Annotated in this window: 21 protein-coding genes; 5 read left to right on the forward strand and 16 right to left on the reverse strand. The window is 61.6% G+C overall.

All coding sequences use genetic code 11. From position 1 onward, the window contains the following. Positions 1-112: 112 nt before the first annotated feature. The 3 genes from ACLD1Y_RS27490 to ACLD1Y_RS27500 all read right to left on the reverse strand — a co-directional run bounded on the left by ACLD1Y_RS27490 (position 113) and on the right by ACLD1Y_RS27500 (position 2,861). Positions 113-1,297: a sugar transporter gene (locus ACLD1Y_RS27490; protein WP_429480845.1), complete on the reverse strand. Its 1,185-nt coding sequence runs from the start codon at positions 1,295-1,297 to the stop codon at positions 113-115. A gap of 123 nt (positions 1,298-1,420) precedes the next feature. Further along, on the reverse strand, positions 1,421-1,774 hold the full coding sequence (locus tag ACLD1Y_RS27495; protein ID WP_429480846.1) for a type 1 fimbrial protein: 354 nt from the start codon (positions 1,772-1,774) through the stop codon (positions 1,421-1,423). A gap of 88 nt (positions 1,775-1,862) precedes the next feature. Continuing rightward, positions 1,863-2,861, reverse strand: a complete 999-nt coding sequence (locus ACLD1Y_RS27500) for a bile acid:sodium symporter family protein (protein WP_429480847.1) — start codon at positions 2,859-2,861, stop codon at positions 1,863-1,865. Positions 2,862-2,946: 85 nt separating this feature from the next. Here ACLD1Y_RS27500 and ACLD1Y_RS27505 point away from each other — a divergent pair, with 85 nt between their 5' ends. Beyond that, complete coding sequence (locus tag ACLD1Y_RS27505; RefSeq protein WP_429480848.1) at positions 2,947-3,735, forward strand: AraC family transcriptional regulator; 789 nt, start codon at positions 2,947-2,949, stop codon at positions 3,733-3,735. Between the two features lie 133 nt (positions 3,736-3,868). On the opposite strand, the gene ACLD1Y_RS27510 is transcribed toward ACLD1Y_RS27505, so the two are convergent. From ACLD1Y_RS27510 to ACLD1Y_RS27540, 7 genes are all read right to left on the reverse strand, one after another. Beyond that, positions 3,869-5,104: a Zn-dependent hydrolase gene (locus ACLD1Y_RS27510; protein WP_429480878.1), complete on the reverse strand. Its 1,236-nt coding sequence runs from the start codon at positions 5,102-5,104 to the stop codon at positions 3,869-3,871. 7 nt (positions 5,105-5,111) lie between these two features. After that, the gene (locus ACLD1Y_RS27515) at positions 5,112-5,591 is read right to left on the reverse strand and encodes an L-2-amino-thiazoline-4-carboxylic acid hydrolase (protein ID WP_429480849.1); all 480 of its coding nucleotides are present in this window, start codon (positions 5,589-5,591) and stop codon (positions 5,112-5,114) included. A 119-nt stretch (positions 5,592-5,710) separates the two neighbouring features. Then, positions 5,711-6,850 (reverse strand): branched-chain amino acid ABC transporter substrate-binding protein, encoded by a 1,140-nt coding sequence (locus tag ACLD1Y_RS27520; protein WP_429480850.1) that lies wholly within the window; start codon positions 6,848-6,850, stop codon positions 5,711-5,713. Between the two features lie 67 nt (positions 6,851-6,917). Further along, positions 6,918-7,634, reverse strand: a complete 717-nt coding sequence (locus ACLD1Y_RS27525; protein WP_429480851.1) for an ABC transporter ATP-binding protein — start codon at positions 7,632-7,634, stop codon at positions 6,918-6,920. Next, positions 7,627-8,400 carry an ABC transporter ATP-binding protein gene (locus ACLD1Y_RS27530; protein ID WP_429480852.1) on the reverse strand — a complete coding sequence of 258 codons (774 nt, stop codon included), beginning with the start codon at positions 8,398-8,400 and terminating at the stop codon, positions 7,627-7,629. The genes ACLD1Y_RS27525 and ACLD1Y_RS27530 overlap by 8 nt, the downstream gene beginning before the upstream one ends. Further along, a complete protein-coding gene (locus tag ACLD1Y_RS27535) occupies positions 8,397-9,482 on the reverse strand; it encodes an ABC transporter permease subunit (RefSeq protein WP_429480853.1) in 1,086 nt (361 codons plus the stop codon). Before ACLD1Y_RS27535 ends, ACLD1Y_RS27530 begins: the two co-directional genes overlap by 4 nt. Beyond that, complete coding sequence (locus ACLD1Y_RS27540; protein WP_429480854.1) at positions 9,479-10,426, reverse strand: branched-chain amino acid ABC transporter permease; 948 nt, start codon at positions 10,424-10,426, stop codon at positions 9,479-9,481. The genes ACLD1Y_RS27535 and ACLD1Y_RS27540 overlap by 4 nt, the downstream gene beginning before the upstream one ends. Positions 10,427-10,598: 172 nt before the next feature. Between ACLD1Y_RS27540 and ACLD1Y_RS27545 the strand changes: the two genes are divergently transcribed. Further along, the gene (locus tag ACLD1Y_RS27545; protein ID WP_429480855.1) at positions 10,599-11,495 is read left to right on the forward strand and encodes a LysR substrate-binding domain-containing protein; all 897 of its coding nucleotides are present in this window, start codon (positions 10,599-10,601) and stop codon (positions 11,493-11,495) included. 731 nt (positions 11,496-12,226) lie between these two features. Here ACLD1Y_RS27545 and ACLD1Y_RS27550 read toward each other — a convergent pair. Then, positions 12,227-13,240 carry an ABC transporter substrate-binding protein gene (locus ACLD1Y_RS27550; RefSeq protein ID WP_429480856.1) on the reverse strand — a complete coding sequence of 338 codons (1,014 nt, stop codon included), beginning with the start codon at positions 13,238-13,240 and terminating at the stop codon, positions 12,227-12,229. Positions 13,241-13,403: 163 nt separating this feature from the next. Between ACLD1Y_RS27550 and ACLD1Y_RS27555 the strand changes: the two genes are divergently transcribed. Next, complete coding sequence (locus ACLD1Y_RS27555) at positions 13,404-13,829, forward strand: hypothetical protein (protein ID WP_429480857.1); 426 nt, start codon at positions 13,404-13,406, stop codon at positions 13,827-13,829. A 131-nt stretch (positions 13,830-13,960) separates the two neighbouring features. Here ACLD1Y_RS27555 and ACLD1Y_RS27560 read toward each other — a convergent pair whose 3' ends face one another. Then, complete coding sequence (locus ACLD1Y_RS27560; RefSeq protein ID WP_429480858.1) at positions 13,961-14,710, reverse strand: SDR family oxidoreductase; 750 nt, start codon at positions 14,708-14,710, stop codon at positions 13,961-13,963. A 130-nt stretch (positions 14,711-14,840) separates the two neighbouring features. Between ACLD1Y_RS27560 and ACLD1Y_RS27565 the strand changes: the two genes are divergently transcribed. Then, positions 14,841-15,752, forward strand: coding sequence for a LysR substrate-binding domain-containing protein (locus ACLD1Y_RS27565; protein ID WP_429480859.1), 912 nt, complete (start codon positions 14,841-14,843; stop codon positions 15,750-15,752). 7 nt (positions 15,753-15,759) lie between these two features. Here the strand turns inward: ACLD1Y_RS27565 and ACLD1Y_RS27570 are convergent, their stop codons facing one another. Beyond that, positions 15,760-16,509 (reverse strand): glucose 1-dehydrogenase, encoded by a 750-nt coding sequence (locus tag ACLD1Y_RS27570; protein ID WP_429480860.1) that lies wholly within the window; start codon positions 16,507-16,509, stop codon positions 15,760-15,762. A gap of 146 nt (positions 16,510-16,655) precedes the next feature. Here ACLD1Y_RS27570 and ACLD1Y_RS27575 point away from each other — a divergent pair, with 146 nt between their 5' ends. Then, positions 16,656-17,522, forward strand: coding sequence for an AraC family transcriptional regulator N-terminal domain-containing protein (locus tag ACLD1Y_RS27575; protein WP_429480861.1), 867 nt, complete (start codon positions 16,656-16,658; stop codon positions 17,520-17,522). A 214-nt stretch (positions 17,523-17,736) separates the two neighbouring features. On the opposite strand, the gene ACLD1Y_RS27580 is transcribed toward ACLD1Y_RS27575, so the two are convergent. Genes ACLD1Y_RS27580 through ACLD1Y_RS27590 form a run of 3 tightly spaced genes read right to left on the reverse strand, consistent with a single transcriptional unit; the run spans position 17,737 to position 19,569 of the window. After that, positions 17,737-18,195 carry a nuclear transport factor 2 family protein gene (locus ACLD1Y_RS27580; RefSeq protein ID WP_429480862.1) on the reverse strand — a complete coding sequence of 153 codons (459 nt, stop codon included), beginning with the start codon at positions 18,193-18,195 and terminating at the stop codon, positions 17,737-17,739. A gap of 16 nt (positions 18,196-18,211) precedes the next feature. Further along, entirely contained in the window at positions 18,212-19,171 is a 960-nt protein-coding gene (locus tag ACLD1Y_RS27585; protein ID WP_429480863.1) for a saccharopine dehydrogenase family protein, read from the reverse strand. Then, entirely contained in the window at positions 19,168-19,569 is a 402-nt protein-coding gene (locus ACLD1Y_RS27590; protein WP_429480864.1) for a VOC family protein, read from the reverse strand. The genes ACLD1Y_RS27585 and ACLD1Y_RS27590 overlap by 4 nt, the downstream gene beginning before the upstream one ends. Between the last annotated feature and the right edge of the window lie 6 nt (positions 19,570-19,575).

Genomic DNA, 19,575 nt, shown 5'->3' on the forward strand with positions numbered 1-19,575 from the left:
GGAGCGGGCTTGCTCGCGAAGGCGGAGTGTCAGTCAGAGATGTTCCAACTAACCCACCGCCTTCGCGAGCAAGCCCGCTCCCACATGTAATTTGTGTACACCCGGTCCGGCTTCAGGTGTGCGACACACCCTGCCCAAACCGGCGAATCGCCAAGCAATACATCACCAACGCCACCGCCGCCAACAACCCGCCCGCCAAGCCGATCCAGGCGAAGCCGAACTGACTGCCGACCCAACTGCCCATCAATGCACCGCCGCCGATGCCGATGTTGTAGATGCCGGAAAACATCGCCATGGCCACGTCGGTGGCATCCGGTGCCAGCACCAGCACCTTGGACTGCATCGCCAGGCCAAAGCCCATGATCGCCATGCCCCAGAAGATGCTCAGCACCACCAGGTAGGACTCTGCGCCGCTCAACGGCAGCATCAGCGCCAGGCACGCGGCCAAAATGAATACAGCGCCGACCACGAACAGATGTGGGTTGAAGCGGTGCACCAGGCTGAACAACAACGAACCGATGATGCCCGCGCCGCCGAATACCAGCAGGATCAGGGTCACGGCACTGCCACTCATGCCAGCCACGCCTTCGACGAAGGGTTCGATGTAGCTGTAAGCGGTGAATTGCGCGGTCACAGTCATGGCGGTCAGCACATACAGCGCCACCAGTGCCGGGCGCTTGAACAGCAGCGGCAGGCTGCGCAGCGAACCGGAGTTCTGGCTTGGCAGCGGCGGCAAGGTGCGCGCCAGCCAGAACACCAGGGCGGCAGCAAAGGCACCGATCACCAGGAACGTGGTGCGCCAGCCCATGGCTTCACCCAGCAGGCGGCCCAGTGGAATGCCCAACACCATCGCCAACGAAGTGCCGGTGGCCAACAGGCCGAGGGCTTGCACCTGCTTGCCTTCCGGCGCCAGGCGCACCGCGAGGGACGCGGTGATCGACCAGAACAAGGCATGGGACAGCGCAATGCCGATACGACTGACCATCAACAGGCCAAAACTGGTGGCGATGCTGGAGAGGACATGGCTGGCGATAAACAGGCAGAACAGCACGATCAGTAGCTTGCGTCGCTCGACGTTACGGGTCAGCAGCATCACCGGCAGTGACGTCAGCGAGACGATCCACGCATAGATGGTCAGCATCAACCCGACGCTGGACACCGGCATGTCAAAGCTGGCACCAATGGCGCTCAGCAGCCCGACGGGCACGAATTCGGTGGTATTGAACACAAAGGCGGCCAACGCGAGGGCGATGACCGGTTGCCAATTGGCTTGGGGGGTTGCGGCTGAAATGCTCATTGAACGGCGAGGTACTCGGAGGATGATCAAACGGCAGCCCTGAACAAGCGCCGCCGCCGAGCATTCTATAGGTTTCTCGGCGGCCTGTTGACGCTGATCCTGATCAAAAAGCCATCAGTTTCATCACGGCGCGGTCATGGTGATGATGTAAGCCCCGGACTGAACGGGCTTTCCGCGGGAATCCACCAGTTGGTACCGCTGGTCGTAATATCGCCCCTCGCCACTGTCGGCCACCAACTTCACATTGACCGGCGCATTGCCCACCGCTTGCACGCTGCGGATGGTTTGCACATCAAACTGGTTGCCACGAAACACCTGCGGGCAGCCTTTCAACTCCAGAGTCGAGCCGCTCGACGCAGCGGGCTCGCAGCCCGGTGTGAAAACGCTGCCGTGAAACTGAATCACACCGCTGGCCATGCAACTTCCTGCCCATACCGCGAGAGTGCTGATAAGCACAGATAAACCTTTAACGTTCACGACGACACTCCTTTTCTTGGACCCTCAAGAAGTAAGTCGTCTCGTCAGGCGTTAACTTAAGACCATTCGTCAGTGCTTGAAGGAAAAGTTACGGATCTACTTGGCCCATCAACTCAGGAATACTTTCCGGGCGTTTGGCGTAGCGTTGAGCCAGTACCGCGCAAACCATCAACTGGATCTGGTGGAACAGCATCAGCGGCAAAATCAACACGCCCATGCTCGCCCCGGCAAACAATACTTGGGCCATGGGCACACCGGTGGCCAGGCTCTTCTTCGAACCGCAGAACAGGATGGTGATGCGGTCTTCCTGATTAAAACCAAACGCCTTGCCCAGCACCGTAGACGCCACCAGCACCAAGGCCAGCAATACGCAGCACGCCACCACTAGGCCGCCCAGTTCCCACAGCGGGATCTGGTGCCAGATGCCTTCGTTGACCGCCTCGCTGAACGCGCCGTACACCACCAGCAGGATCGAGCCTTGGTCGACAAATTTGAGCCAGGATTTATTGCGGCCCACCCACTCGCCAATCCAGCGACGGGCGATCTGCCCGGCGATAAACGGCAGCAGCAGTTGCACGCTGATTTTCAAAATCGCATCGACAGTCGAACCGCCCTCCCCGTGCACGTTGAGCAACAGGGTCACCAACAACGGCGTCAGGAAAATCCCGAACAGGCTGGACGCCGCTGCACTGCAAATGGCCGCCGGGATATTGCCCCGCGCCAGCGATGTAAATGCAATCGCCGACTGCACCGTGGCCGGCAACGCACACAGGTAGAGCATGCCCATGTACAGGTCTTTGCCGATCAGCGGCGACAGCACCGGCTTGAGCGCCAGGCCCAGCAGCGGGAACAGCACAAAGGTCAGGCTGAACACCAGCAGGTGCAGGCGCCAGTGGCCGGCCCCGGCGATGATGGCCTGGTTGGACAGCTTGGCGCCGTGCAGGAAAAACAGCAGCGCGATGGCAAGGTTAGTCACCCAGCCAAACGCCACGGCGGTCTGGCCGCTGGCGGGCAGCAGGGAGGCGAGGATCACCGTGGCGATCAGTGCGAGGGTGAAGTTATCGGGCAGAAAGCGGGGCCGAGTCATAAGTGGGTTCTTCCGGGGTTGCCAAGAGCGTGCTGGCGACTCTAACGTAACGGCTTGTTACCGACTAACGCCAATGAGCCAACAAATGCCGCCTAAAGGACATGACAAGGCCGTACGCCGCAGTGTGCCCGGGCTTTCCAGCCTGCCACGGCCGGTGTATGGGCGCACCGAATCCTTGCCCAATCGTGCGCTGACCCGCCGTCACAGCCACCCGTGGGTGCAATTGTCCTACGCGATATCCGGGGTGTTGGAGATCCAGACAGGCGTCGGTCGCTTCGTCGCGCCACCCCAGCGCGCGGTGTGGATTCCCGCGGGCGTGCCGCACCGAGTGTTCAGCTCGCCCCACACCGAAATGCGCAGCCTGTACCTCGACTGCAGCGTCACCGCCTGGGCCAGCGAGCGCTGCCATGTGCTGGAGGTGAGCAGTTTGTTGCGCGAGTTGATCCGCAGCTTCAGCGAACTGCCGGTGGAATATGCCGAGGACGGGCCAGATGGCCGATTGGCCCAAGTGGTGCTGGATCAACTGGCCGCAGCGCCGCAAGTGGATTTAATGCTGCCACTGCCCCTGGACCCGCGTTTGCGGCGGATTTATCGCAGCTTGAACCTGCACCCGGAGCAGCAGACCACGCTGGGGCAATGGAGCCAGAAGCTGGGGGTGAGTGAAAAGACGTTGAGCCGGTTATTCCTGAGTGATACCGGGCTGACGTTTCGGGCGTGGCGCCAGCGCTTGCGCTTGTTGAGCGCCCTGCCAGCGTTGGAGCAAGGTGAGCGGGTGACGGATGTAGCGCTGGGGTGTGGGTATGAATCGACGTCGGCGTTTATCAATGCGTTTCGCCAGCAGTTTGAGGCAACGCCGGGGGAGTTTTTTCGGTGATTGCCCAAACAGTGAGGATCCAATGTGGGAGCGGGCTTGCTCGCGAATGCGGTGGGTCAGTCAATGCATGTGTCGACTGATACTCAGCATTCGCGAGCAAGCCCGCTCCCACATTTTGACCTGTGTACACCCGCTAATGAAGGGACTTGGCCAGGATTGCCTGGAGCAACACATCCGCCCCCGCCGTCGACCACTCCTGGGAAATCTCTTCCGCTTCGTTGTGGCTCAACCCATCCACACACGGCACAAAGATCATCGCCGTCGGCGCCACCTTATTCAGGTAGCAGGCATCATGCCCCGCCCCGGAAATCATCGGTCGATGGCTGTAGCCCAACGCCTCTGCAGAAGCACGCACCACGTCCACGCACTCGGCGTCAAAGGCAATCGGCGCGTACTGGAAGATCTGCTTCACGCTGTGCTGCAAGCCAATCGCCGCGGCGATACCGGCTACGGCGTCACGCAATTGCTGATCCTGGCGCGCCAGCACCGCTTCATCCGGATGGCGGAACTCCACGCTGAAAAACACCCGCCCCGGCACCACATTGCGCGAGTTGGGGAAGATATTCGCCATGCCGACGGTAGCGCGTCCTTCGGCGCCCTGTTCCAGGCCCAAGCCATTGACCGCTTCAACGACGCGGGCGAAGCCAAGCAAGGCGTCCAGGCGATGGTCCATGGGCGTGGTACCAGCGTGGGCGCTGCGGCCGGTGAGTTCCACTTCGTACCAACGCTGGCCCTGGGCTCCGGTGACCACGCCGATGGTGATGCCTTGCGCTTCGAGAATCGGGCCTTGTTCGATATGCAGCTCAAACGCGGCGTGTATCGCCTCGCCGCCCACCGGGTGGGCGCCGGCATAGCCTATGTCTTGCAGGGCCTGGCCAATGGTCACGCCGGCCTTGTCTTCTCGGGACAAGCCGTATTCCAGGTCGAACACACCGGCGTAGACCCCCGACGAAATCATCGCTGGGGCAAACCGCGAGCCTTCTTCGTTGGTCCAGTTGACCACTTCGATCGGCCGGTCGGTTTCAATGCCCAGGTCGTTCAAGGTACGCAGCACTTCCACACCCGCGAGCACGCCGTAGATACCGTCGTATTTGCCGCCGAAGGGTTGGGAGTCACCGTGGGAACCGGTCAGCACTGGCGCCAGGTGGTCATGGCGCCCGGCGCGACGGGCAAAAATATTGCCCATGGCGTCCACGCGGATGCTGCAACCGGCCTCTTCGCACCACTGCACAAACAGGTCGCGGCCACGGCGGTCTTCGTCGGTGAGCGCCAGGCGCGAGACGCCGCCCTTTTCGGTGGCGCCAATGTGCGCCATTTCCATCAGCGACGCCCACAGGCGCTCGCCATTGACCCGCGCCAGCTTACTCATGGGGCTTTTATTCATGGGGCTTTGCCCGATAACGGAAATCACAGCGGTGATCGCCACCCATGATGGTCTGGGTGCGGGTCAATTCGATATCCGGGTTGTAGCCGACGATAAACAACTCATCACGGTTACATGACAGCAAATGGCCGATCTCGCCCAGGCCCATCTCGTTGTACATCTCGGCGTAGCGGCAGCGCTTGACGTCGTAGTCGTAGTGCTCGGCATCGCTGGCGATGATCTCGACTTTCAGCGCGTCGTCCTTCTCCCACAGCACTTGCAGTTCGACGAAGCTCTTGAGGTCGGCGTTTTCTTCCAGCGCAGCAAAATGCTTGCCCGCCTGAATCGCAGCATTGCCCACCGCTTCGCCGATCACGGCAGCGGCAAAGTCCTGGCCCTGCTCGCGCTTCAAAATCTCGTAGATCGGCTTGATGATCTCGGCCTCGATGCGCCGCCGGGCGAGGATGCCCAGTTCACCTTCCAGTTTGCTCATGATTGCTCTCCATTAGCCCTTTTGTAGGAGCGAGCTTGCTCGCGAAAAAGGTACATCCGACAGCGTGATGCGCCTGAAATACCTTCGCGAGCAAGCTCGCTCCTACATGGGGTGGGGGTTTATTTACCGCCCGCCACGCTGACCGGCTGCCATTGGTTGGCCTTGACCTGGTACACGGTGAACGACGGTTTCTTCAAATTGCCTTCGGCATCAAACGCAATGGTGCCGGTCACGCCTGGGTAGCTGATGGCGCGCAGTACCGGCAGGTATTTTTGCGGATCAACCGAGTCGGCCTTTTCGATGGCCGCCACCAGCACGCCAACGCCGTCATAGGCGAACGGCGCATGCAGTTCGATATTGGCCTTGTAGCGCTCTTTGTAAGCCTGCTCGAAGGCCTTGCCGCCGGGCATCTGCGCAATCGCCAAACCCGGCTCCAGGGCAATCACGCCCTCGCCTTCGTTCTGCGCCAATTCCAGGAAGGTCTGGCTGACGAACCCACCCGCGCCCATCAACGGCGCCTTGATGCCCAACTGCTTGATGCGACGGGCCAGCGGTGCAGCTTGGGAATCGACGCCGCCAAAGAAGATCAGGTCCGGGTTCTGGCTGCGGATGTTGGTGAGCACGGCACTGAAGTCGATGGTCTTGTCGTCCACGTATTCACGCCCGACCACTTTGCCGCCGCCGGCTTCGATGGCCTTGACGAACTGGTCCGCCAGGCCCTGGCCGAAGGCGGTGCGGTCATCGATCACAGCGATGCGCTTGGCTTTCAACGTGTTCAACGCATAGTCGCCAGCCACCTGACCGCCGTCGTCGTCATGGCCCATGATGCGAAAGCTGGTGTCAAAGCCCTGCTGGGTGTAAGCGTGACCGGTCGCAACCGGCGCCACTTGAGCAATACCGGCATCGTGGTAAACCCGCGCGGCCGGGATGCTGGTGCCGGTGTTCCAGTGGCCGACCACGCCCGCCACGCCTTCATCCACCAGGCGCTGGGCCACGGTGACGGCGGTGCGCGGGTCGGACTGGTCATCCTCGGAGACCAGCTTGAAGGTCACGGCCTCACCGTTGATCTTCGGGTGCTTGGCGTTGGCTTGGTCGATGGCGAGTTGGGCGCCGTTTTCCAGGTCTTTGCCGATACGGGCGGACGGGCCGGTCAGCGGGCCAGCCAGGCCGATCAGCACGGTCTGGTCAGCTTGGGCGACGGCGCTGGCCAGGCTGCTCAGGGCCAGGCCAATCAGTGCGGTTTTCTTCAACGTATTCATGTGTGGTTCCTGCTTCTTTTCGGGCGGGTCGGAACACGCCGGGCGTCCGGTAGCGTCATGGGGTGGTTTATTCGCCGAGGTACGCACTGCGTACTTCGGGGTGCTCAAGCAAATCCTTGGAAGGGCCGGTCAGGCTGATGCGCCCGGTGTCCATCACATAGGCGCGGTCGGTGACTTGCAGGGCCAGCCGTGCATTCTGTTCCACCAGCAACAGGGTCATGCCCTGGCGGCATACGTCGTCGATCACCTGGAAGATCTTCTCCACCATGATCGGCGCCAGGCCCATGGACGGCTCATCCAGGATCAACAAGCGCGGGCGCGAGAGCAGTGCGCGGGCCAGGGCGAGCATCTGTTGTTCGCCGCCCGAAAGCAGGCCGGCGGATTGCTGCAAGCGTTCTTCCAGGCGTGGAAAGTGTTCGAACAACTGGCGCATTTCGCGCTGCACTTGCTCATTGTCGCGACGCAAAAATGCACCTGCCTGGAGGTTTTCCAACACGCTCATGCGCGCAAAAATCCCGCGGCCTTCGGGGACCATGGCGATACCCTGACGCAGCAGTTTCTCCGGCGCCTGGCCGAGAATCGACTGCCCGGCAAACCGGATCTCGCCCTTGGCCGCCGGCAGCAAACCGGTCAGCGCCTTGAGGCTGGAGGACTTGCCGGCGCCGTTGGCACCGATCAGCGTGACGCGCTCGCCTTCGTCAATATGCAGGTCCAGGGATTTGACGGCTTCGATGGCGCCGTAGCACACCTGCAAACCCGAGACTTTCAATAAGGCTTCAGACATGGGCACTGGCTCCCAGATAGGCCTGGATCACCGCCGGGTGCTGACGTACTTCGCCAGGCGGCCCAACGGCTATGACTTGCCCGTAATCGAGCACGCTGATGCGGTCGCACACGCCCATCACCAGCTTTACGTCGTGTTCGATCAGCAAGAGCGTGTGGCCGTCGTCGCGGATTTTTTCCAGCAGGCCGCGCAGTTGCACTTTCTCACTGGCGTTCATGCCGGCCGCCGGTTCATCCAGGGCCAGCAGGCGTGGTTCGGTGGCCAGGGCGCGGGCGATTTCCAGACGGCGCTGGTGGCCGTAGCTGAGGCTGTCGGCGCGGTAGTTGGCGTAGCCGGCCAGGCCAACATAGGCCAGCAGACGATGGGCGTGGGCGCGGGTTTGCGCTTCTTCTTCCCGCGCACGACGGTGCTGGCTCAAGGCGGCCCACAGGCCGTTGCGGGTGCGCACGTGGCGCCCGACCATGACGTTTTCCAGGGCGCTCATGGCATTGAACAGGCGGATGTTCTGGAAGGTACGGGCGATGCCCGCCTCGGCCACTTGGTGCACGCTGGTGGGTTGGTAGTCACGCCCGTCGAGCTGGAAACGCCCGGAGTCCGGAGTGTAGAGCCCGGTCATCACATTAAAGAAGGTGGTCTTGCCCGCGCCGTTGGGGCCGATCAAGCCGTAGATTTCGCCAGGCTGGATGCTCAGGCTCACATCGGTCAGCGCGGCGACGCCACCGAAGTGTTTGTTGGCCTTGTCGATCTGCAACAACGGTGCGTTCATCGTGCCACTCCTTTGGGCCACAAACCGGCGGGTCGATAGAGCATCGCCAGGATCAACGCCAGGCCGTAGAACAACTGGCGGATGATTTCCGGGTCCACCAGCACCTGGCCAAACAGCGCCTGTTGCAGCGGGCCCATGCTCGCGCGCAAGGCTTCGGGTAAGGCCGCCAGCAAGATGCAGCCGAGGATCACCCCGGGGATATGGCCCATGCCGCCCAACACCACCATCGCCAACACCGCGATGGACTCGTTGAGGGTGAAGGACTCCGGCGAGACAAAGCCCTGGAACGAGGCGAACAACGCCCCGCTCACCCCGCCGAACGCCGCGCCAATGGCAAACGCCAGCAGCTTGAGGCGCACGGTGTTGATGCCCATGGCCTGCGCCGCATCTTCGTCTTCACGGATCGCCACCCAGGCGCGGCCGATGCGCGAACGCTCGAAGCGAATGCAGGCGAACAGGATCAGCACCACCAGTGCGGCAAACAGGTAGTAGTAGAGGTACACCGAGGGCAGGCGCAGGCCGAACAGTTCTTGGGTACGACCGAGATTGACGCCGAACAGGCTGACCGGATCAACCTGGGAAATACCCTTGGGGCCATTGGTGATGTTCACCGGGCGGTCCAGATTGCGCAGCAGGATGCGAATGATCTCGCCAAAGCCCAGGGTGACGATGGCCAGGTAGTCGCCACGCAAACGCAAAGTCGGCGCGCCCAGCACCACGCCGCAACCGGCGGCGAGCACGGCGCCCAGCGGCAGGATCAGCCAGATCGAGGTGTGCATGCCCGTCGGCAGCAGCGCCATCAATGCAGGAAACTGTTGCAACAGATGGGGCGACGAGAGCAACGCTGCCAGATACGCACCCACCGCGTAGAAGGCGATAAAGCCCATGTCCAACAGCCCGGCGTAACCGACCACGATGTTCAAACCCAGGGCGAGCATGATGTACAGCAGGGCAAAGTCCAGGGTGCGCACCCAGGTGTTGCCGCCCGCATGGCCGACGATCCACGGCGCCAGCACCAGGGCCACGGCGAACAGCAGCAAACCGAGGCTCGCACGTTTATTGGGGGTCAGGGACTTGATCATGCGCGGGTCGCCAACCGTTCGCCCAACAACCCGGAAGGCCGAAACACCAGCACCGCAATCAACACGATAAAGGCGAACACATCCTGGTAATTACTGCCGAACACGCCGTTGGTGGCCGCGCCCAGGTAACCGGTGCCCAGCGCTTCGATCAAGCCCAACAGCAAGCCGCCGAGCATGGCGCCCTTGAGGTTGCCGATGCCGCCCAATACCGCGGCGGTGAACGCCTTGATCCCCGGTAAAAAGCCCATGTAGAAATGCGCACTGCCGTAGTTGCTGGCCATCATGACCCCGGCGAGTGCCGCCAACGCGCCGCCGATGGCAAAGGTGATGACGATGATGCGGTTCGGGCTGATGCCCATCAGGCTGGCGACCTGGGGGTTTTCTGCCACGGCGCGCATGGCCCGGCCGAAACGCGTGCGCTCCACCAACACCAGCAGCGCGGCCATCACCGAGAGTGCGATGGCGATGGTGGTGAGGGCGGTCACGTTGGTAATCGCCGGATGCGCGGAGGCACCGGCCAGCACTTCGATCGGTTCCAGGGGCAACAGTTGCGGGAACATCTGCGGGTTGCGGGTCCACACCAGCATGGCGAGGGTTTGCAGCAGCAGCGACACGCCGATCCCGCTGATCAATGGCGCCAGGCGCGGGGCATGGCGCAGGCGGCGATAGGCGACGCGTTCGATCACCACCGCCAGCACTGCGCAAAACGCCATGGCGACTACGGTGGCACCCAGCAACACCAGCACCGGCGGCATGCCTGGAAAGGTCGCCTGCAATAGGCGAATCATCGACAAGCCCACCAGCGCGCCGATCATCAACACATCGCCATGGGCGAAGTTGATGATGCGCAAAATGCCATAGACCATGGTGTAACCCAGGGCTACCAGCGCGTAGAGACTGCCCGTCATCAAACCGTTGAGCAGTTGTTGGATAAACCCATCCATCAAAACCTTCGACCTCAGTGCGTACAAGGGCGGCACACTAAGCATCTATTCTGTTTTTATCAAATATCAGAAAGTCATATGGTTATATCAAAGCTAAAACAGGCTTTTTACGCCATAAATACGGCATATATGGCTCTTTATTCGGAGTGAGAGTTGGTATTTAATTCAACACATGAATAAATCAGAACAATTAGCCAATGACCCTCCCCTGCGTGCCGTGCGCACCTTCGAAGCCTTTGCACGCCATGGCGGAGTGAATGCCGCCGCCCGCGAGCTGGAGGTTTCCGCTTCGGCCATCAGCCACCAACTGCATTTGCTGGAAGATTTTTTGCAGCAGCCGCTGACCTTGCGCCAGGGCCGCAACCTGGTACTCACCGACGAAGGCCGCGAGTACTACCGCGCCATTCGCTCAGCGTTTGCCGTGCTGCGCAGTGCTACCGAACACGTGCGCGAAAAGAGCGCCACGCGCCAGGTGACCATCAGCCTGATCCCGCTGTTTGGCATCAACCTGTTTATCCCGCGCTTGGCGAGCTTTTTAACGGACCATCCGGCGCTGGATATCAACGTGACCTACGCCAACCACCGCAGTTACCCCAGTGATGCGGCCGACCTGTCGATCCGTTTTGGCACCGGGCATTGGCCGGGGTATCACAGTGAGCCGCTGATCTCGGGCGCGGTGACGCCCTATTGCAGCCGCGCGTTCCTGGCGCAACACGGGCCAATCGACACGCCCCAGGCGCTGAGTGAATTGCCGCTGCTGCACGATGAGGAACGCGGTACCTGGGGCCAATGGTTCGAAGCCGCTGAGGTGGATGCCACAGCGCTGAACGGACTGCTGCTGGAAGATGGCCAGCTGGCGCTGACCGCCACCCTCACCGGCCTGGGCTGTGCGCTGCTACGTGAACCGTTGGTGGCACCGCTGGTGGCCAGTGGTGAGTTGGTGAAGTTGTTTGATCTGCAGGTCAATGATGGTCGCCAGTACTACCTGTGCCGGCGGGCCAACAGTGAGTTGTCCAGCGAGGGGAATGATTTGTATGACTGGATCAAGCGGAGCTTGATTGCCGCCTAGCCTTGTGCAGATCCCAATAGCTGTGGAGATCAAATGTGGGAGGGGGCTTGCCCCCGATAGCGGTGTGTCAGTCATGAATGTGTCAACTGACACTCCCTCATCGGGGCATAGTTATCTACACAACTTTGAGCATTGCTGCTGGACCTGTGGCGAGGGAGCTTGCTCCCGTGACGGCCTGGCAGTCGGGCGATTTTTACCGGGTGTAAATCGGTTCAAGTGTGGGAGCGGGCTTGCTCGCGATGGCAATGTGTTGGGAGCTGGAGGGGTTTTGGTCGGAGTGTATATCCGTTATATGGGTGATGGCTGATATGGGTTCCGCCCTTACGGCGGGTCACTTTTGGAAAAGAGCCCCAAAAGTAACCAAAAGGGCTCTTGCCCCACCACTCGGTGCCTCGCCTAGGCTCGGCATGCCCTCTCTCCGGCTTGAATCCGTGGGCCGCCGCAATGGGCCATCCATGGCCCAGTGCGGCTAACCCGGCGTCCTGCCGGGTTGCCCACGGATTCAAGCCTGCGTTCGGCCAGCGTGGTTTAACGGGGCGCCTAAGATCAAGATCAAAAGCCAAATCAAGAGCCAGAGCCAGAGCCAGAGCCAGAGCCAGAGCCAGAGCCAGAGCCAGAGCCAGAGCCAGAGCCAGAGCCAGAGCTTCGGGTTTTGTCAGGTCCAGTAGTTGTGTAGATATCTATGCTCATCGGGGGCAAGCCCCCTCCCACATTGACCAATTTTCGGCCAGTCAGCTGCCGTTACCGCCATGAGCCTCTTCGAAGAAGTAGTCCTTCCAGCTCGCCGCTTTGTTTTTCAGCACGCCCAGCTCCTGCAATTTCTCGGCATAGATAAAGGTGCGCTGCGGCACCACAGTGAAATCGATCTCCGGGTCCTGGACGATCTTCTCCACCAGGTCCAGCGGCAGCTTGGACTGCTCTACGCGAATGTAGGCCTTGGCCGCTGCCGGTTTGTCCGTTTTGATGATCTTCTCGGCTTCGGCCAACGCTTCATAGAACGCCTTGTAGGTCTTGGGGTTTTCGTCATGGAATTTCTGTGTGGTGTACAGCACGTTGAACGTCGCCTGCCCACCGAGGATGTCGTAGGAACTGAGCACCTTGTGCACATTGGGGTTCAACAGTTCCTGGTATTGGAACGGCGGGCTGGAGAAGTGCGCGTTGATCTCCGAACCACCGGCAATCAGTGCGGCCGTGGCGTCGGGGTGGGCCAGGCTGATGGAGATGTCGTCGAACTTCTTGTAGTTGGCATCGCCGAACTGCTTGGCGGTCTCGATCTGCAAGGTACGTGACTGGAAGCCCACGCCAGCGGCGGGTACGGCGATGCGGTCTTTTTCGGTGAAGTCCTTGAGGGTCTTCACGTTGGGGTTGTTGGTCAGCAGGTAGTTGGGCATCGAGCCCAAGGAGGCGATGGCCTTGACGTTCTGCTTGCCCTTGGTGCGATCCCACAGGGTGAGCATTGGTGGCACACCGGCCGACACCACGTCCAGCGCCCCGGCCAGCAGCGACTCGTTCATTGCGGTGGCGCCGGAAATACTGTTCCACTCCACTTTGATATCCAGGCCCTGTTCCTTGCCGTGCTTTTCGATCAGGTTCTGGTCACGTACCACGTCGAGGATCAGGTAGCCGATACCAAACTGCTGGGCGATGCTGATCTTGCCTTCGGCCTGGGCACCGGGGCTGAGCAAGGCGGTTGCGGCAGCCAATGAGGCGGCCAGCAGGGTCAGGGAAGAGCGCTTGAAGGTCATGGGGTTCTGCCGCACTTTTGAGAAGGTGAGCGAGGGTAGCCACGATTTTTAAGACGGGAAAAGAATATCGGGATCTATTGTTATGCAAATAGCCCACAAACCCGCGCTCGGCTGGTATTGTGCCGCGCTTTGAACACCTGCCGAACCTGCGAGGAAATGGACGTTGAACACTGACGAAAAAATGACTGGAGACCTGTTCGAGGTCGATAAGCGCCTGTCACTCAAGCCCGTGGTGGACTTCAACGCCTACCTGCGCAGCGCCTTCGGCGACGGCCCGTGCACTTGCATCCGTTGCACCGCCAGCGGTGGCGATGAAACGGGCTACGCGTTCCAGCACAGCTTCACCTTTGACGGCAAACCCACCCACCGCCGCTTCGCCACCACGGCAGGCAGCGATGTGTTGCAGGTGTTGAAGAAGGCGTGGTTGTCGTACACCAAGGCGGAGTTGCCGCTCAGCGGTGTGCTGGCACTGGATACAGTGAAGGAGTTTGTCGAGCCGCAATTGCACAAGCGTTTGGCGCCGTTGTTCTTGGCCAGTGGGTTGGTCAAGGATGTGGAAGGTGAGCTTCACCTTCAACCGCAGGACTAGCAGGCGAATACAGGTCTAAATGTGGGAGGGGGCTTGCCCCCGATGGCGGTAGGTCTGTTGGTGCATGTGCTGGCTGACCCACCGCTATCGGGGGCAAGCCCCCTCCCACATTGGACCTCAGCGATCAGGCGTCAGCTGTTCTGCCCGCCATCGACGTTTAATGTGGCGCCAGTGATGTAGGCCGCATCTTCCCCCACCAGAAACGCCACTACCCCGGCAATTTCTTCCGGCTGGCCGTAACGCCCCAGCGCCGTCATCTGCTTGACCAGAGGCGCCATATCGCCGTTCTCTGGGTTCATCTCGGTATTGATCGGCCCTGGCTGCACGGTATTGACCGTGATCCCACGCGGCCCCAGGTCCCGTGCCCAGGCGCGGCTGTAAGCTGCCACGGCGGCCTTGCTCGCCGCGTAATCACCGATACCGGGAAACGGCGCACGGCTGGCGAACATGGTGCCGATCGACACGATGCGACCGCCATCGGTCATCAGCGGCACGGCCGCACGCACCGCTGCCACTACGCCATTGAGGTTGATTGCCTGTTGGCGATCAAGGGCGGCCAGATCGGCGTCGGGATCACCCACCACGCTCATCGTGAACACGCCTGCGCTGTTGACCAGAATATCCAGGCGCCCGAAGTGCTCATGCACCGCCTTGACCAACGCCGCCACGGCAGCACCATCGGCCTGATCCGCCGCCACGGCCAGCCCGCTCACCCCGTGCGCCTTGATGCTGCGCAACACCGACTGGGCACGCTCGGCAGACTTCGAATAACTGAACGCAACATCGGCACCTTCGGCAGCCAAGCGCTGTGCAATGGCGGCACCGATGCCGCGAGAGGCACCGGTGACCAGTGCAACTTTACCTTTGAGAGACGGGATCATGGTGGTTCCTTGAAAGACTGTCGATTCGCGGGTTGCGAGGCGTAAATCAAGGTAATCTCTTGGGCTTTGGTGATAAACGGCACAATCATGTATGCCGTATCACTCAAACAGTGATAATCGGCGAGGCACCATGGACTACTTTCAGGCCGTACAGGCGTTTTTGCGCATCGTCGAGACCGGCAGTTTCGTGAAGGCGGCCACGCAATTAAAGGTCCACCCCAACGCGGTGACCAAGCTGGTGCAGGCGTTGGAATCCCATCTGCGGGTGAAGCTGCTGAACCGCACCACGCGCACGGTGACGCTGACACCAGAAGGCAGCGCCTACCACACGCGCATGAGCCGGGTGCTGGACCAGTGGCTGGAAGCCGAGTCGGACATGGCGGTGTCCCGCAGCAGCCCCAGCGGCCGAGTGCGGGTAGACATGGGCACCACCATCGCCACCTTGCTGGTGATCCCCGCCTTGCACGATTTTCATCAACGCTACCCGGATATCCAGATCGATATCGGCGCCAGCGACCGCACCGCCGACCTGGCCAGTGAAAGCATCGATTGCGTGATCCGTGGCGGGCATTTGCCGGATTCGACATTGATTGCACGCGGCCTGGGCAGCCTGGAGTTTGTCACCTGCGCTACACCCGCTTATCTGGCGGCCCACGGTACGCCCGATCACCCTTCTGAGCTCGAACAAGGACACACGCTGGTGCGCTATTTTTTCCCTGGTACCGGTAAGCAGAACACGCTGGAGTTGTTACAGGGCGATCAACGGGTTTCGGTAGAAGGCCGCCATATCGTGGCGGTGAATGACAGCAATGCCTACCTGGCGGCAGGCCTTGCCGGATTGGGCGTGATCCACACGTTGCGCTTCATGGTGCAACCTCACATCGATGCGGGCGCCTTGGTGCCGGTGCTGACACAATGGTCGGCGGCGCCCAACCCGCTGTCGGTGGTGTACATGCCCAACCGCCACCTGAGTGCGCGGGTGCGGGTGTTTGTGGATTGGCTGGCGGAGGTGTTTGCCGCACACCCTCATGTGCGGCAGTGATCAAGCCTCAGTAGCCGACGCCGCGTACACCACCCGAAGCCCGAATGGATTCCCCAGTGACCCAATGGGCCTCTTCGGACGCGAGGAACACCGCCAACGGCGCGATATCTTCAGGCTCGCCAAAACGTCCCAACGGTGTACCGGCGATCAGTGACTGGCCAAACTCACCGGCAAAATTGCCAGCGGTGGCCGGGGTATTGGTGTGGCCCGGCAGGATCGAATTGACCCGAATCCCCTTCGGCCCCAGCTCCCGCGCCAGGGCGAAGGTGAGCGTATCCACCGCGCCCTTGGTGGCCGAGTACACGCTGGAGGCCAGGTAAGGGTCGGTGCTGAGGATCGAGCTGATATTGATGATGCTGCCGCCCTGCCCCAGCAACTTCATCGCCTCTCGCGCCGCCAGCAGATAACCCAGCACATTGAGGTTGAACTGTTTGTGGAAGGCTTCTTCGGTCAGGTCTTCAAGCATCTGGAACACCGCGACACCGGCGTTGTTGACCAGGATATCCAGGGTGCCGTAAGTCTGGCGCACCGTGTCGAACAAGCGCGCTACATCGGCGCCCACGCTCATGTCCGCTTGCACGCTGATGGCGTTGCCACCCTGCGCCTGGATATGGGCGACCACGGCGTCCGCGTCGGTCTTGCTGGAGGCGTAATTGACCACCACGGTCGCGCCGGCTGCCGCCAAGCCTTTGGCAATACCTGCGCCGATACCTTTGGAGGCGCCGGTGACGAGTGCAATTTTTCCGTCGAGCTTCATGGGTCTGTTTTCCTGAGGTTGAGTGAGACTGCGTGCCGCCAGTATTCAGCCCGTCGAGGGCATGGCGGTTGCCGGTTCCTCTCCCATGCTTGCCTATTCTTCTCAGTTGCCTTGCGTTGCCCCTCGGCGTGGCGCATGGTCGCCCCATGAACAATGACCTGGATGAACTGCGCCGCCTCGTGCAGCGCGCAGACAACAAGTGGACCGACACTGGCCTGCCCCGCGTGGCGATGGTGTGTGCCGAAGCCTGCGCCGATCAGGTGTATCAACCGATGCTGCATCTGGTGCTGCAAGGTTCGAAAACCCTGTCCATTGGTGATCAGGTTTACACCTACGGCCCCGCGAGCTATTTCGTCGTGCCCGTGGAGGTGCCGGCGACCGGGCAGGTTCACCCGTACGCGCCCGAGCGGCCCTACCTGGCCCTCAGCCTGACCCTCGACCCCGCTGTAATCGCCGGCGTATTGGCGGATGAAATCCCACCGGTTGAACGCCCACGCGCCCAGCGGTTCGGGGCCGTGCTCGCGCCCGAGGAAATGATTAATGCCTGGCTGCGCATGCTGCGACTGATGGATCGCCCCAACGAAGCGGCCGTGTTGGCACCGATGCTTGAGCGCGAGATTGTGTTTCGGGCGCTACAAGGGCCTTTGCGTGACACGCTGGTAGACATGGCACGCCCCGACGGGCGCCTGGCGCAGATCCGCCGCGCCACCGAATGGATTCGCCAGCACTACACAGAGCCCTTTCGCGTGGAGCCGCTGGCGGCCATGACCGACATGAGCGTGGCGGCGTTCTACCGGCATTTCAAAGCCATCACCGCCATGACGCCCATCCAGTACCAGAAACGCCTGCGCCTGTTACGGGCGCGGTGGTTGTTGCTGTTCGACACCCTGGATGCGGCGTCCATCGCCTTCACCGTGGGCTATGAAAGCGCCTCGCAGTTCAGCCGCGAATATGCACGGTTGTTTGGGTTGCCGCCGGTGAAGGATGCGGCCAGGTTCAAAAGCCCCGCCTGAACTGGGCTTGTTGTGGTGAGCCGGCTTGTTGTGGTGAGCGGGCTTGCCCCGCGCTGGGGTGCGAAGCAGCCCTAAAACCAGGCACCGCATTTCTCCAGCTAGAACGAGATGTCAGGTTTTGGGGCGGCTTCGCCACCCAGCGCGGGGCAAGCCCGCTCACCACAACAAGCCTGCTCACCATGACAAGCCCGCTCACCACAACAACACCAACGACCTAGATTCCGGCCAGCACCGCCGGGTCACCCGAGCGCCACACGTTATCCACCGTCACGCGCTGGATCAGCCATACGCCCGCCTCCCGCACCAACTCCACGTCATACCGGTTCTTCATCAGGTAATGCCGCGACGGATCGCTTTGCGGCACGTGTTGGGCTTCGACCAAGGCGTCCAGGCGCGCACTGTTGCCGTCCAGGGTCACCCGCACATTGCTCACCGAGTGCGTGGTGTCAAGCTGGCTGAGGGCGCCGGACAATGCGCCAACGATGGTGTCGCGCCCTTCCAGCACCGGGTATTCAAAGCCGGCCTTGGCGGCGGCCGGGCGAAAGTCCGAGACGGCGTCGAGGGTAAATGCCGACGCGAGCAACGCCGAGTCTTTCAGGTCGATACCCGCAGCAAAACGATGCAGGCTGTCGATGACCGCGAATTGTTCGGCGGCTGTTTTCAGATCAGTCATGGTGCAATTCCTGGGTTTAATAGTCGGTAATCTGCGTGCCGCCAATGGTCTGGGCAAAGCCCACGCCAAACAGTTTTGCCGGGGTTTGGAAACCCGCCCGGCGTTCACCGCCCAGCACGCGGCGGGCGGCTTCCACGGCGGCCAGCGGGGTGTAGCTGTAGCCGTTGACGGTCTCGATTACCGAGCGCGCAACCGTACCATCCAGGCCTGTGACTTCGGCCACGGCGCGGGCGCGATGGGCGTCACGCTGGGCCTGGGTGGGGCCGTCGGGCAGCAGCGACAGGTCACCTTCGGGGAAGGCTTGGCCGGTGATGTGCACGAACATCTGGATATTCGGGATGGCGCTGGAATGCCACGCGGTGACCAAATCACCGAAGGACAGCGGTGCGCACAGTGCCGGGCCGTCGCCGAAGTCCAGGTGCTGCGGTTGCGCATCCGGGGTCGCAACCAGTTGGCCGTCGATACGCGCCATGACGCCTGCGCCGATGATCTCGCCGACACTCATCGCCGAGCCACGGGACATCGCACCCGGCACCTGCAACGCGATGCGCAATGACTGCGGTTGTTGCACGCGGCTGGCGACATGCATGGCCAGGCAATCGGTGGGCACCACGTCCCAGCCCACGCCAGGCAGCAACATCACGTCCGCCTCGGCGCCGAGTTGTTCGGCCAGGCGGTACACGTTGATTTCGGCGGTGATGTCCAGGTAGTCGGTGCCATTGGCGATGCAGGCACGCATCAAGGCATCGGCGGTTTGGGCAAAAGGACCGGCGAAGTTGAGCAAAACGTCGATACCTTCCAACTGGCTGGCATCTGCCGTAAACACGCGGTAAGGCGTGTCCAGCTCGGCAGCAAGTGACGCCAAGCGTCCGGCATTGCGGCCGGCGATCACCAGGTTCAAGCCAAGCGCTTTCGCACGCTCAGCCGCCATGCGCCCGGTGTAGCCGGTAGCGCCGTAGATCATCAGGGTTTTCATAGGGTGTGCTGCCAGTTCTTGTAGACGAATTCGAGGCTGTAGCCGTCCGGGTCGAGCACGTTGGCGGCGTAGTAGTTGGGGTCGTAGTGCAAGCGTGCGCCGGGTGCGCCGTTGTCGGTGGCGCCGTTGGCCAGGGCCGCGGCGTAGGCCTTTTCCACCTCGGCGCGGTTATTGGCGACAAAGCCCACATGCACCGCTCGCCCTTCCACTACGCCTTCGCGCAACCAGAAAAACATGCGGCCATTGGCACCGAAGCCCTTCAGGTCCGGGTGGCCGGGTGGGCCGTCCTTGCCGTCGTAGTCGAGCCGGGCGGTGATGCCCAGTGGGTTGAGAGCGGCTTCGTAGAAGCGGATGGAGCGCTGGATATCACTGACTGAAATAAACAGATGATCAAGCATGGTGTG

This window comes from Pseudomonas sp. 18175, from assembly GCF_050432925.1.
GTDB lineage: Bacteria > Pseudomonadota > Gammaproteobacteria > Pseudomonadales > Pseudomonadaceae > Aquipseudomonas.

What these genes read in the sequence shown, in the direction of transcription:
- ACLD1Y_RS27540 (WP_429480854.1), bottom strand. Translation starts at nt 10,426, where the DNA reads ATGGATGGGTTTATCCAACAACTGCTCAACGGTTTGATGACGGGCAGT.
- ACLD1Y_RS27550 (WP_429480856.1), bottom strand. Translation starts at nt 13,240, where the DNA reads ATGACCTTCAAGCGCTCTTCCCTGACCCTGCTGGCCGCCTCATTGGCT.
- ACLD1Y_RS27570 (WP_429480860.1), bottom strand. Translation starts at nt 16,509, where the DNA reads ATGAAGCTCGACGGAAAAATTGCACTCGTCACCGGCGCCTCCAAAGGT.
- ACLD1Y_RS27500 (WP_429480847.1), bottom strand. Translation starts at nt 2,861, where the DNA reads ATGACTCGGCCCCGCTTTCTGCCCGATAACTTCACCCTCGCACTGATC.
- ACLD1Y_RS27565 (WP_429480859.1), top strand. Translation starts at nt 14,841, where the DNA reads ATGGACTACTTTCAGGCCGTACAGGCGTTTTTGCGCATCGTCGAGACC.
- ACLD1Y_RS27535 (WP_429480853.1), bottom strand. Translation starts at nt 9,482, where the DNA reads ATGATCAAGTCCCTGACCCCCAATAAACGTGCGAGCCTCGGTTTGCTG.
- ACLD1Y_RS27520 (WP_429480850.1), bottom strand. Translation starts at nt 6,850, where the DNA reads ATGAATACGTTGAAGAAAACCGCACTGATTGGCCTGGCCCTGAGCAGC.
- ACLD1Y_RS27585 (WP_429480863.1), bottom strand. Translation starts at nt 19,171, where the DNA reads ATGAAAACCCTGATGATCTACGGCGCTACCGGCTACACCGGGCGCATG.
- ACLD1Y_RS27505 (WP_429480848.1), top strand. Translation starts at nt 2,947, where the DNA reads ATGCCGCCTAAAGGACATGACAAGGCCGTACGCCGCAGTGTGCCCGGG.
- ACLD1Y_RS27525 (WP_429480851.1), bottom strand. Translation starts at nt 7,634, where the DNA reads ATGTCTGAAGCCTTATTGAAAGTCTCGGGTTTGCAGGTGTGCTACGGC.
- ACLD1Y_RS27490 (WP_429480845.1), bottom strand. Translation starts at nt 1,297, where the DNA reads ATGAGCATTTCAGCCGCAACCCCCCAAGCCAATTGGCAACCGGTCATC.
- ACLD1Y_RS27560 (WP_429480858.1), bottom strand. Translation starts at nt 14,710, where the DNA reads ATGATCCCGTCTCTCAAAGGTAAAGTTGCACTGGTCACCGGTGCCTCT.
- ACLD1Y_RS27545 (WP_429480855.1), top strand. Translation starts at nt 10,599, where the DNA reads ATGAATAAATCAGAACAATTAGCCAATGACCCTCCCCTGCGTGCCGTG.
- ACLD1Y_RS27580 (WP_429480862.1), bottom strand. Translation starts at nt 18,195, where the DNA reads ATGACTGATCTGAAAACAGCCGCCGAACAATTCGCGGTCATCGACAGC.
- ACLD1Y_RS27590 (WP_429480864.1), bottom strand. Translation starts at nt 19,569, where the DNA reads ATGCTTGATCATCTGTTTATTTCAGTCAGTGATATCCAGCGCTCCATC.
- ACLD1Y_RS27515 (WP_429480849.1), bottom strand. Translation starts at nt 5,591, where the DNA reads ATGAGCAAACTGGAAGGTGAACTGGGCATCCTCGCCCGGCGGCGCATC.
- ACLD1Y_RS27530 (WP_429480852.1), bottom strand. Translation starts at nt 8,400, where the DNA reads ATGAACGCACCGTTGTTGCAGATCGACAAGGCCAACAAACACTTCGGT.
- ACLD1Y_RS27575 (WP_429480861.1), top strand. Translation starts at nt 16,656, where the DNA reads ATGAACAATGACCTGGATGAACTGCGCCGCCTCGTGCAGCGCGCAGAC.
- ACLD1Y_RS27510 (WP_429480878.1), bottom strand. Translation starts at nt 5,104, where the DNA reads ATGAGTAAGCTGGCGCGGGTCAATGGCGAGCGCCTGTGGGCGTCGCTG.